This is a genomic window from Bacteroidia bacterium, from assembly GCA_033391075.1.
Taxonomy (GTDB): domain Bacteria; phylum Bacteroidota; class Bacteroidia; order J057; family J057; genus JAWPMV01.
On the sequence record JAWPMV010000001.1, the window covers coordinates 3954672 to 3967279 of the forward strand.

The 12608-nt window shown below is 43.9% G+C and carries 7 protein-coding genes; 3 read left to right on the plus strand and 4 right to left on the minus strand.

Going from position 1 to position 12608, the window contains the following annotated elements; genetic code table 11:
• Window positions 1-138 precede the first annotated feature (138 nt).
• From R8P61_15815 to R8P61_15825, 3 genes are read right to left on the minus strand one after another with little or no spacing between them, the layout of a single operon-like run.
• On the minus strand, window positions 139-1614 hold the full coding sequence (locus R8P61_15815) for a DUF1501 domain-containing protein (GenBank protein ID MDW3648533.1): 1476 nt from the start codon (window positions 1612-1614) through the stop codon (window positions 139-141).
• Between the two features lie 18 nt (window positions 1615-1632).
• A complete protein-coding gene (locus R8P61_15820; protein ID MDW3648534.1) occupies window positions 1633-4827 on the minus strand; it encodes a DUF1553 domain-containing protein in 3195 nt (1064 codons plus the stop codon).
• 2 nt (window positions 4828-4829) lie between these two features.
• Entirely contained in the window at window positions 4830-6248 is a 1419-nt protein-coding gene (locus R8P61_15825; protein MDW3648535.1) for a c-type cytochrome domain-containing protein, read from the minus strand.
• Window positions 6249-6436: 188 nt separating this feature from the next.
• Between R8P61_15825 and R8P61_15830 the strand changes: the two genes are divergently transcribed.
• Window positions 6437-7291, plus strand: coding sequence for a VOC family protein (locus tag R8P61_15830; GenBank protein ID MDW3648536.1), 855 nt, complete (start codon window positions 6437-6439; stop codon window positions 7289-7291).
• A gap of 4 nt (window positions 7292-7295) precedes the next feature.
• Here the strand turns inward: R8P61_15830 and R8P61_15835 are convergent, their stop codons facing one another.
• The gene (locus tag R8P61_15835; protein ID MDW3648537.1) at window positions 7296-9041 is read right to left on the minus strand and encodes a hypothetical protein; all 1746 of its coding nucleotides are present in this window, start codon (window positions 9039-9041) and stop codon (window positions 7296-7298) included.
• 379 nt (window positions 9042-9420) lie between these two features.
• On the opposite strand from R8P61_15835, the gene gtfA reads away from it, so the two are divergent.
• Together gtfA and R8P61_15845 are read left to right on the plus strand one after the other, a co-directional pair.
• Entirely contained in the window at window positions 9421-10920 is a 1500-nt protein-coding gene (gtfA, locus tag R8P61_15840) for a sucrose phosphorylase (protein MDW3648538.1), read from the plus strand.
• Between the two features lie 38 nt (window positions 10921-10958).
• Window positions 10959-12608 (plus strand): alpha-glucosidase, encoded by a 1650-nt coding sequence (locus R8P61_15845; protein MDW3648539.1) that lies wholly within the window; start codon window positions 10959-10961, stop codon window positions 12606-12608.

A 12608-nucleotide genomic window follows, 5' to 3' on the forward strand; every position in this document is an offset into this window, starting at 1 on the left:
GGCTGGGGAATAGTTTGCTTACGGGAGATTGGGGAGAAGGTTATAGGGAATGAGTTAGTGTGTTTGGGTATTAGGGTGTTAGCGTTTGAAAATCAGTTTATCCTCTAACACACAAACACCCTAAAACGCTAATACGGCCTACGCCAGTAGGCCTTTCACCACCTTCCCATGCACATCTGTCAATCGGTATCTCCTACCCTGATGTTTGAAGACCAGCTTTTCATGATCGATGCCGAGAAGATGCAGAATGGTGGCCTGGAAATCATGGACATGAACGGGGTCCTTGGCTACGTTATAGCCAAATTCATCGGTTTCGCCATAGCTGGTACCGGCTTTGATGCCGCCACCTGCCATCCAGGCTGTAAAGCAGCGGGGATGATGGTCCCGCCCATACCTATCACCTCTTTTGAGGCCCTGAGAATAATTGGTTCGCCCAAATTCTCCGCCCCAAATGACCAGGGTATCTTCGAGCATACCTCTTTGCTTGAGGTCTTTGACCAAAGCGGCAGATGCCTGATCGGTATCACGACATTGTGCAGTCAGATGTTCAGGGAGGTCATTATGGTGATCCCAACCCTGGTGGTATAGTTGAACAAATTTCACATCTCTCTCAATCAGCCGTCGAGCCAAAAGGCAATTAGCAGCATAGGTCCCAGGGATACGTGATTCTTCTCCATACATCTCATAGATGTAATCCGGCTCGCCAGATACGTCCATGACTTCCGGGACAGAAGATTGCATGCGGTAAGCCATTTCGTATTGGGCGATGCGGGATCGAACTTCCGGATCGCGAACTTCCTGATGGTAAAGCTGATTGAGCTGTTTGATGAAGTCCAGGCTTTGCCTGCGGCTGATATCGGATACGCCTTCCGGATTGCTGAGAAAGAGCACCGGATCTTTGCCTGAACGAAATTGTACGCCCTGATGCAGCGAAGGTAGAAATCCCGTTCCCCAGAGTCGGGAGGAAAGCGGTTGTGCGGCTGCGATCCGACCGGATCCTTTCGACAGCAATACACAAAAGGCCGGCAAATTTTCATTGCTACTTCCCAATCCATAACTCAACCAGGAGCCCATGCTCGGGCGGCCACTTCTCTGAGAACCGGTTTGAAAAAAGGTCATAGCCGGATCGTGATTGATAGCTTCTGTATGCAGGCTTTTCACAAAACAAAGATCATCTGCTATACTGGCTATATGAGGTACAAGATCACTCACCCAGGCTCCGGATTGGCCTCTTTGTTTAAATTCTCTGAAAGCAGCTTTCAGGGGAAAAGCAGCCTGATTAGCGGTCATCCCAGTCAATCTTTGCCCCATACGAATCGAATCGGGCAAATCCTCCCCTTCCCGATCACGCAATAAGGGCTTGTAATCGAAAAGTTCCATTTGGGCAGGTCCTCCACTTTGAAACAAATAAATGACTCGTTTGGCTCTGGCGAAATGATGGGGTTGAATCAGGCCTCCTATCCCTTGACTTTCTGTTGGAAGGGGAGTTTCTCCGCAGCCGGGAAGTAAAGCACTCAAAGCCGCAACACCTATACCTGCACTAGCCCGACTCAGGAAATGCCTGCGACTCAATTGCAAAGGGGAAGTATCTTCTGGAAGTTCCTTATGTTTCATTTCTTTTGAGGCTTTTGATCAGGCTTTCTGGATGCTTTCAGTTAGGTTCAAAATAGCATTGGCCAACTGGGCATAAGCAGCAAGTTCCGTTTTATCAAATTCTTCCGTATCCGGGTATTCACCAATATTCAAATAGGCAACTGCCTTTGGGGGGTCTTTCTTAAATGCCTGGCGATGTTCGATTAACAATTCTTCCAGAAGTTCTAGCTCTTTATCTGAAGCAGCACGCGAAGTCGCCAACTTAAAAGCAAAGCTGATCCGATCTCGATCATTGGATCCGCCCTCTCTCAGCATCCTTTCTGCAATCAGACGAGAAGCTTCAATAAATTGAGGATCATTTAGCATAACCAGGGCCTGCATAGGCGTGCTGGTAGATTGCCTTCTGACCGTACATTCCTCTCTCGGAGGTGCATCAAAAATGATCATGGATGGAGGAGGAATGGTACGCTTCCAAAAGGTGTACATACTCTTTCTATAAAGATCCTGTCCATGATCCTGTATGTATTTTCGCAAGGGCTGATTTCCTGAGGCAGTTTCCAACCAAAGTCCATCCGGATGATAGGGTTTTACACTAGGACCTCCGATTTTTGGGCTTAACAAACCGGAAACAGCAAGCGCATGATCGCGAACCATTTCTGCCTGTAGACGAACTACCGGGCCTCTCGCGAGGTAAATATTCTGAGGATCGATTTCCTGGAGTTTTTTATTGGAGGCAACGCTTTGTCTGTAGGTGGCAGACATCAGCATTTTTTTGAGGAGCGCCTTTAGATCCCAGCCTGATTCTCTGAAATCTATCGCCAGCCAATCCAATAATTCAGGATGAGTAGGCAAATCTCCCTGGCTTCCAAAATCTTCCGGTGTTCCGACAATCCCTCTTCCAAAGATCATTTGCCAATAGCGATTTACGGCTACCCGAGCAGTGAGGGGATTCTCTGCATGGAAAAGCCATTGAGCAAAGCCAAGTCTGTTTTTGGGAAGCTCCTCCGGAAAGGAGAGTATATGAGCAGGTGTAGCAGGATATACCCGTTCTGTAGGAGCTTCATATGAACCTCGATCCAGCATATAAGTCGGACGCAGAGAATCCATATCTGCCATGATCATGGTTGGCTTTAGGATAATATCCTCTGTCCTCATTTCTCGAATCTTGTACTCTTTTAAGCGCTGGACATGACGCTGATAGGTTTTGTCCTGAGAATGGAGATATTGATAGGCCAGGCGTTTATCGGCATCATTTACCTTTCTTGCTTCCAGATTTGCCAAAGGATTGTAGTGCTTAAGCTCTTGGACTTCCTGTTGATCGAGTCGCCGATTGAAAAACATCAGTTCATCCAATCTCCCACTGATCATTCCTCTCTCTTCAGCTCTACGCCCTATTTTCATGCGAGAATGAGCTTTAACGGAAGACTTCAAATCATCGGACAATGAAATCCCTTCCAATTGTTCTCCGTCCAAATAAATGCTCACACCTTTCTGACTTCTTGAGCCATCATAGGTGAGACTTACCTGCACCCACCTGTCCGGAGGTATTTCTTCCCTGCTTCTGATTTTTAGTAATTGTTTTCCCACGCGCCCCTTAAGAGAAAACTCCAGATGCCTATCCCAGGAAACGTAGAAATCCATGCCTCTGGCTTTTTCCTCGCCCTCAAAAATCGGAGCCAGAATTGCTCCCCCAGCTCCCCCATGTACGCTGTACAACCAGCAGGAAAAACTAAAAGCTTTATTAGGATTAAAGTCTGGAATTTTTCCGAGGTCCAGATAATTTTTGCTATTAAACTCCAGGGCTCCTGAGGAATAGCCGGATACCGGAACCGGTTGATTATAGGCTTTGCCAGGACGAATTCGTCCTTTTTCTTCTTTTACTATATCATCTTCCAGGTAGTCAAGCGGAAAATAGGCAAGCAAACCCTTCGGTATAGTAGCTTCTTGTGGCTCATTAGGTTTTAATTTCTCCTCTTCTATCTCCTTGCTGAAAAATAGTTTTTCATATTCTGCCAACTCACGACTTTGATCCTGAACCAATTTTTTCGTGTAGGCCTTATAGGATTCCACCGTTTCTTCGGGTAAAGGTAAGCTTGGCTCAGCTACTTCCACATTATATTCCACCCTTCCCGCTTCCGGAACAGAATTGAAAAAGCTAAACATTTGATAAAACTCCTTCTGCGAAATGGGATCAAATTTATGGTCATGGCATTGTGCACAGGCCATAGTAAGGCCGAGGAAAGAAGTTGAAACAGTGTGCACACGATCCAACACATATTCCACCCGATACTCTTCATCAACCACTCCTACCTCCTGCGTAATTTTATGATTTCGATTAAAACCAGTAGCCAATTTCTGTTCGTAAGTGGGCTCAGGCAGTAAATCACCCGCCAATTGCCAGCTTACAAACTGATCATAGGGTAAATTTTCATTGAAAGCTTTTATCACCCAATCTCTCCAGGGCCACATACTTCTTTCGATATCATCCTGATAGCCATGTGAATCAGCATAACGTGAAACATCCAGCCATTCCATAGCCAATCTTTCTCCAAAACTCTCAGATTCCATAAATGCATCAATGATTTTCTCATAAGCATCCGGAGAATCATCCTCAAGAAAGGCATCAATTTCCTTTATATCCGGGGGCAATCCTCTTAGATCAAAAGAAAGTCTTCGGATCAATTTTTCCTTGCTCGCTTCCGGAGAAGGTTGGAGTCCCTGCTCCTCCATTTTTATCCGGGTAAACTGGTCGATTTCATTAGTACCCCAACCACTATTCTTTTTGGGTGTTTCGGTCTTTTGTGGGGGAATAAAAGCCCAATGGTCCTTCCATTCAGCTCCTTGCTCTATCCATTTTTTCAGAATTTCTATTTCATGTGGTTCCAGAGACAAATTAGACTCAGGAGGAGGCATGACTGTCTCAGGATTATTGCTGATGATCCTGTGATAAAGGCTGCTGGCATCAAGATCCCCGGCTACTATAGCGTAGGAAGTTTCAGAACTATCCAGCATAGCAAAGGCTCCCTCTTTGATGTCCAGCCTCAGATTTGCTTCGCGAACCTTTTCATCCGGACCATGGCATTTAAAGCATCGGTCTGAAAGAATAGGTTTGACATGAAAATTGAAATCTATTTTATCTGGAATACTGGCAATAGCAATCTTTTCCTCCTCCCCTTTTGAACAAGCAAGAAGTAAACAAAGAATAGGGATAAGACTTAGAGACCAGTGCTTCATAATCATTCAGATTGGGAGTCCTCTTCATCTCCACTATCTGCAGAAGCTAGCTCAAATCCGATATTGACTTCCACCTTAGGATGATCTGCCCTAAACTTCAGGGCAGCTTCTTTACTTACTTTGCTTTGCCAGAGATAGAGATTTTTCAGACTGGATAAAGCTGCTATGGGTTCCAAACCAGCATCCGTAACTTCGGTAGCATACAGATTGAGAGATTCCAGATTTTTCAAGCCTGAGAGGGCTTTCACCCCTTCATCTGTTATGGGATTTTTCTCCAGGCGCAAACGGCTCAAATTTTCCAGCTTTCCAATCGCTGCTAACATCTCATCGCTAATGTTCATTTTCGCCAAATTGAGCCAGGTAATATGCTTTTGAGCTTTCTCAAGGCTTGCGATATTTTCAGGACTGAGCTCCACGCCGGATTTTGGACTTACGCTGAGCAAATTATTTGTCTCTGCCAAAGCGCTTACTTTAAACCCATTGTTTTCGATTTCAGCAATAATCGCATCATCCAAAGGCTCAACTTTTATCAGCTCAACAAAGGGTCTGGGCTTGGTATCCAGGCTATATTCTGCCATGAGTAAAGACTTCATATCTTCAGATACTTCCTGAGAAGTAATCGAATTATCAAATTTTGCTCCATTATTGATCCACCATTCTATCACTTTTATTTCCTGGAAAGTAAGGGGATCGCCTTCGGGAGGCATTCTTTTTTCGCTGCTGTTGGGAAGGGTTACTCTTCGAAGCATTTCACTCTCCCAGGATTTGCCAGCTATATAAATAGGTCCATGACTTCCTCCTTCTGCTAATGTTTCCGGAGTGGTCATCAAAAGCTTCCCTTTGGTTTTGCTTTCATTATGACAGCTAAAGCAATTTTCCTCTAAAATTGGTTCTACCAAATGCTGATATACCATTACCGAATCCGGGCGCAGAGGTAAGTTGCGATTATTTTCCTCTTCGGCAACATCTCCTCCTTTCAGGAATGCAGGTGCATAGGCAAGCAGATATCCTTCTCCATGGGTGATGTTTCCTCCCAAATGCCCAGCTACTGTCAAAAGAATAACCATTGCAGCACTCATGCCGGTCAGAATCTTTTTATCCAGACTTTTGTCGGGGCGATGAAACCACCAGAGTACGGATGCAAGCACCGCCAGCCCCACTCCGGTCCATCTGTGCCAAAAGATCGCGTCATCATTATATCCTCCTCCATCAGCCAATTGCCAACCAAAAAAGGCAGCAAAAATTGCTGAAATTGCTCCCCAGAAAAAACTGTAGCTAATGGCTCTGCTTAGGCCTTCGGAAGGAGATTTACTGTTTCTCCATTTCAAAAAAACCGCCAGCAGCAAAATCCCTATAGGAAAGTGAACAATCAGCGGATGAAAACGGCCGAGAAACAGACCAAAATCTGATGCAAGTAGCATGTGTAGAAAGTAGTTAGAGTTAATTATCCTTATCCAGAAGGGAAGTTAGCAAAGGGAACTTCTCTTCTCTAAATTATATCATCTAAAATAAGTAAGTATGCCTTAAATTGAAACCCCGAATGTGAATACGCAAAGAATATTTGTAAATGCTGCTGGAAATCAATTTCTTATCCTATTTTTAGGATATTTTGTTTCCTGCATCTATTTCTTTATCATTTGGCAATTTCCTCATTACTTTAAGCTCTAGTCCTATCATCCTCCCTATCCATCATATCGTACTTGGCGTAAAGAATCTCTCTGAGGCCGTGGCCGAATTTGAAGCTCAGGGTTTCACCCTAAGTGAAGGAGGGCAACATCAGGGAGGATTCTCCCACAATGCACTTATCCATTTTGAAGACGGCAGTTTTCTAGAGCTTTTTGCTTTTAGAAGCAGTCTCAAAGTTGCTTTATTACGCCTGGCTGATCGACTGGGCTTACTTGAAAAGATGAAAGCCCGGGAAAAAATGGGGCACATGCCACGCTTCATGAAGTGCTTACATGGGGAAGAAGGGATTATGGACTTTGCCATGTTGGTTCATGACATTGATAAATACAAAGACAGGGTTTCTTATGAGGATATTGGTCCAGCAATTCCCTTTTCACGAATTCGACCAGATGGCAGTGAGATCAGTTGGAAATTGGCTTTCCCCACTGAATTGAAGCTCCCTTTTCTCATGAGTCCTTATCAACCTCCACAAGAAGTTCCTGAGGATAAACGCAAACATTCAAATGGAGCTTTAGGAATCCGCCAATTGGATATAATTGTTCAGAACTGGGATAATCATTTCCAATCTTTTTTGCGCTTTTTAGATACTACCCCTCAGATTGGCAGAGAAGCCAAAGAGCCCAAGGCTTCCTTTATGATAAATAAGCAGCATATCCTCCTCAAATCCACCAGCGATGCCAGATTTTGTGGCATCCATAAAATACACCTTCTAGGTGCTCAGGGAGAGAAGAAAGAGATAAATCTGAGAAATATCCTGATTGATATTCATCAAAGCTGAGTTCCTAGTACACCTTTTCAGGCTGCCCTACTCCCGCTTTTATCGGGGATTTCGGTCCCAGTATCTTATCCAGAATTTTTCGGGTTATGAGGTAAGTGGGTCTAACCCCAACTGCTCCCAAACTCCCTGATGCCAACGTACTTCCCGTTTCCAGGGGATTATCAGAAGCATAATACGCATATCTCAATATGACATCTTTGCTAATATTCTTTCTGATCCAGGCCGCAGCCTGTATAGCTTTCTGATAATGCGCTCCTTCCATTTCGAGTCCGATGGCTTGCCAGCTGGATTTCTTAAAGTAAAACAATACATCTTTATTCTGCAGAGAGGTGCCCAATACCGTGATCATTGGCCCTTCACATACATGGGTTTCTTCAGATGAAAAATCCTCACATTTCAGATCATTATCAAAAGGATAGTTATCAGCAGTTCCTTCAAAAACATGTGCATTGGGGATCATGATATCTCCCTTTCCCCCGGTAAGAATGCCTGCTTTTCCCATGATGGAAATTGATTCCACAGTCATAGCAATACTTTCATCTTCTATATCATAGGGCTTAAGCAACTCATCCATGGTCTCATAGGCTTGCTCTCCAAAGGCATAATCCATGACCAGGATTATAGGTTTGTCTTCTTTTAAAGCCTGGGCATCCAGACTTAACTCAGGAGAAAGTTTATCCAGATCCAGCTTTGCCGTATCGAAAATCTGTACGGTAATATTGGTTCCAAAAGGATCATCCAGCTCGTACATGCCGTGTGCAAGTGCGTATTTTTTGACCCGTTCCATCATCGCCGCTTGCTCTGGTTTGGATAGTTCCAGAGCCATCTCTTCTATGCTATGTTTTGCACTAAGGTTCTTTCTCAGAGCCGGGAATGCATATAAGCTATTGACTACACTATGCAAATTGGCACTGATAATATGCAGAGGTCTATCCAGTAGCTTCTCTTTATGAAGGAATCCTTTGATTTGATTGGCCCACCTTTCTCCGTAGATATGGTGTCCAATTCTTTCTCTCAAGGTAGGACTAAAGCTCACCATGCGAGATTTGTTTTTCTCTTCATCTTCCATCGCCACATAGCCCAACCAATAAACCACATGAAAAAGCCGGCTATTCATGCCCGTTTTAGGCTGAAGCTTTTCATAAGCGGCCCGTGTTTCATTAAAACTCCTCCCAAGCAAGGTGCTCAGGTATATCAGTGCCAGCTCCTCATTTTTCGCATCAATATTTGTTTCTCCTTTGACAATCTTTCCCAATTTTTTCCATTCCAGTGTGAAGGTACCATCATCATCGCGGGCATTGCGCTTGATTTTCTCTCCCTCTACGTACATGAAAGTCAGGTGAGTCAGGATATCATAGATTTCACTTCTGCCCCGAGTGATCTCAATAAACATTTGCTCCTTATCTACCCGATAGCAATTCCTTCTCCGCTTACTCGGTACAATCACCTCAAAACCTGTTGTACTAAATCCTTCTTCCGAAATGAGCTTTATATAGCGACATTCTTCGATCCCTTTGGGAAGACGGTCAATCACATATACCAATCCCTCAAGTTCAACTTTGTTGGGATCTCCCATATCCCCATAAATTTCCGGGCTCAAGGTAAGAAGGGCATCCGTCAAGACCTCTCCCGATGCGCCTAACTGCTTATACCAACCTCTGTTGGCGAGATGTCGCATCTCAATATACAGTCGCTCTATAGCTGCACGGGCTTCTCTTGCTTTGGTGAGTTCTTCTTCCTTATTGATCATATATTTCTCCTTAATGTTCACTAGCTAAATTCTCGTAAAATTACGAAAAGTCTTACGCTTATTTTTACGGTTCTTTTTTGATTGGGTTAAAGGCCTGAACCATGAAATTTGGCCTTACTATCATTTCTTATAACCTAATTCATAATCAAGCGATTAGCTCGAAAACGATAACGCAATCGATTTCGGAAATTTATTCGAAAATTGCCTTGACAGCTTGCCGAAAAATCCTGTATATAGAAAAAGTAAAGCCTATTATTTATGTGGAAATATGCTACTTCCTCCGGTCATTTTTTTGGATAAAATGGCAGATTGCTTCCCCTAAATTATAGGCAACAAACTCGAATTTCAGAATCTATCATGAACGCTTTTCCTGCCTGGTATGAAGAATAAAGTTCAGCTTATCACCTACGTAAATCGATTTGGGGGAAAGACGCTATCCGATTTGCAAGGCTTATTGGAGGGACCTTTGAAAGGGCTTTTTGGCGGTGTCCATATCCTGCCTTTTTACTACCCTATTGACGGCGAAGATGCTGGCTTTGATCCGATTGATCATACGCAGGTTGATCCGCAATTGGGAGATTGGGAATCAATTAGATCTTTATCTGATGAAGTCGAGATTATGGCTGATCTGATCGTGAATCATATGTCTGCCGATTCTCCACAGTTTCAGGATGTCATGGAGAAGGGCTCCGATTCGCCACATGCAGATCTATTTCTGACCTATTCCCGGATTTTCCCTAAAGGGGCTACCGAAGAAGAGCTTGTACAAATCTATCGGCCGCGTCCTGGTTTTCCATTTACAAAAATGAAGTCCCAAAACGGGGAGCAAAAACTGTACTGGACGACCTTTACGTCCAAACAGGTCGATATTGATGTAAAACATCCTGCCGGCAAGACTTATCTGGAAAGTATACTGAAGAAGTTCCAGCAGGCGGGGATTGGAATGATCCGAATAGATGCTGTAGGCTACGCCATCAAAACTCCCGGGACCACCTGCTTTATGACCCCTCATACCTATGAATTTATTGAGGACTTAAGTGCAGCGGCTGGGCAGTTGGGTATAGAAGTTCTGGTTGAAATACATGCATATTATAAACAGCAGATAGAAATTGCCAAAAAGGTAGATCGAGTCTATGATTTTGCTTTGCCTCCTCTCATTTTACATAGCCTCTTCAAACAAGATTCTGCAGGAATAAAAAAGTGGCTGAAAATTAGCCCAAGAAATGCCATCACGGTTCTGGATACTCATGATGGAATTGGTATCGTAGATATTGGTGCTGGTGCTTTGGCAGGAGAAGAGGAAGGCCTGATTGCACCAGAGGATATTGACGATCTGGTGGAAAGCATTCATGAAAAAAGCCAGGGAAAATCAAGGCTGGCAACAGGCGCAGCCGCTTCCAATCTGGATCTCTATCAGGTCAACTGTACTTTCTTTGATGCATTGGGAGGAGATAGGCATCAGTATTTATTAGCAAGACTTATCCAATTCTTTTGTCCCGGAATACCTCAAGTATACTATGTAGGTTTTCTGGCTGGAGAAAATGATATGAACCTCCTGGAAAAAACAGGAGTGGGGAGAGACATTAACCGAGAATACTTTAGCCGTGAAGCACTTCTGGAGCATTTGGATAAGGATGTTGTGAAAAATCTTTCTCAACTAATCCGCTTTAGAAATGATCATCCGGCCTTCGAAGGGGAATTTGAGCTCAAGGATTCCGATAGTAAAAGTTTGATTCTCCGCTGGGAGAAAGATGAAGACTATGCGGAATTATCTCTCGATCTGGAAGCTTATGAATTCCAGCTGAGTTTTAGTGCTAATAATCAGGAAAGGAGCGTCAAAAACCACTTTGATTTTTCCCTCGATAGCATCAGAGCCTAAACAAAGGTCAATCATTTATCCAAACAAAGATTAAACCTATGAGAACCTGGTGGAAAGAAGCGGTCATTTACCAGATCTATCCTCGAAGCTTCAAAGACAACAACAATGACGGAATTGGAGACCTGCAGGGAATCATCGAAAAGATTCCTTACCTCAAGGAACTGGGCGTAGATATCATTTGGCTTAGCCCCATTTATCAATCTCCCAATGATGATAATGGCTATGATATCAGCGATTACTACAACATCCTGCCAGAGTTTGGTAGTATGGAGGATTTTGAAGAAATGCTGGAGAAAATGCATGCAGCCGGCTTGAAGCTGGTCATGGATTTGGTTGTCAATCACAGTTCAGACGAACACCAATGGTTTCAGGAATCCCGAAAGTCAACAGATAATCCCTATAGGGACTACTATATATGGAAAGCGCCTACAGCAGATGGCGGCCCTCCCAATAACTGGAAATCTTTCTTTTCCGGAAGCGCATGGGAATGGGACGAATTAAGCGGAGAGTATTATCTACACCTGTATACCCGCAAACAACCTGATCTCAATTGGGAAAACCCCAAAGTTCGGCAAGAAATCTACCAGCTTATGCGTTTCTGGCTGGACAAGGGCATAGATGGTTTCCGCATGGATGTCATCCCGCTTATCAGCAAAGATCCCGAATTCAGGGATAAGGATTGGAAAAGCTTAGGAGCTGACTTCGGAGAGGCATATGCCAGTGGCCCAAGGGTACACGAATTTCTGCAGGAAATGAATCGGGAGGTACTTTCGAAATATGACATGGTCAGTATAGGAGAAGGTATTGGGGTTAGATCAGACAATGCCAACAAATATGTAGGGGCGGACAGAAATGAACTTAGCATGGTCTTTCATTTTGGCCATATGTTTATAGACCATGGAGAGTTAGGGCGGTATTATCCCAGAGATTTTGAGCTTCACGAATTTATGGGGGTATTTGAAGAATGGGAAGAAGCTTTGGGAGATCAGGGTTGGGGAACCATCTATTTGGGGAATCACGACTTCCCTCGTGCAGTTTCCCGTTTCGGGCAGGAAGGCGAATACCGTGAGCTTTCTGCAAAAATGCTCGCTACCTTGCTCATGACACGCAAAGGTACTCCGACCATTTACCAGGGAGATGAAATCGGCATGCAGAATACTGATTTCAAAATGCTGGAAGAATATAGAGATGTTGAAGCCTTTAATGCATACCAGGAACTGGTCCTTGAGGGAGACATGCCTAAAGAAACATTTCTGACGGCAGCCAGAACACATGGCCGTGATCATGCCAGGACCCCCATTCTCTGGGAGGATGGCCCATTTGGAGGGTTTAGTGAGGCAAAACCCTGGATAAAAGTTTCAGAAGACTATCCGGAGATCAATGTCCAAAAAAGCATCAGCGACCAAAACTCCGTTTTTTATTTCTATAAGAAGCTAATGAATCTGAGAAAGGAAAACTTTTCCTGGGTTTATGGAAAAACCGAAGTACTCCAGGAACTTCAAGCTCCTCTTTATGGATATTATCGAAAGCATGAGGAAAGCACTTTTTTAGTCCTGCTGAATTTCTCTTCCGAAATACAAAACATTAAACTCGATTTGAGTAATGCAGAATTGATCATTGGAAACTATGGTCAGCTAGAAGAAGAACAGCAAGTCCAAGGTTGGGAGTCCCGCGTTTACAGATTATAA

Excerpts from the sequence above, each read along its gene's own strand:
- R8P61_15815 (MDW3648533.1), bottom strand. The coding sequence starts at position 1,614 with ATGAAACATAAGGAACTTCCAGAAGATACTTCCCCTTTGCAATTGAGT.
- R8P61_15820 (MDW3648534.1), bottom strand. The coding sequence starts at position 4,827 with ATGAAGCACTGGTCTCTAAGTCTTATCCCTATTCTTTGTTTACTTCTT.
- R8P61_15825 (MDW3648535.1), bottom strand. The coding sequence starts at position 6,248 with ATGCTACTTGCATCAGATTTTGGTCTGTTTCTCGGCCGTTTTCATCCG.
- R8P61_15835 (MDW3648537.1), bottom strand. The coding sequence starts at position 9,041 with ATGATCAATAAGGAAGAAGAACTCACCAAAGCAAGAGAAGCCCGTGCA.
- gtfA (MDW3648538.1), top strand. The coding sequence starts at position 9,421 with ATGAAGAATAAAGTTCAGCTTATCACCTACGTAAATCGATTTGGGGGA.
- R8P61_15845 (MDW3648539.1), top strand. The coding sequence starts at position 10,959 with ATGAGAACCTGGTGGAAAGAAGCGGTCATTTACCAGATCTATCCTCGA.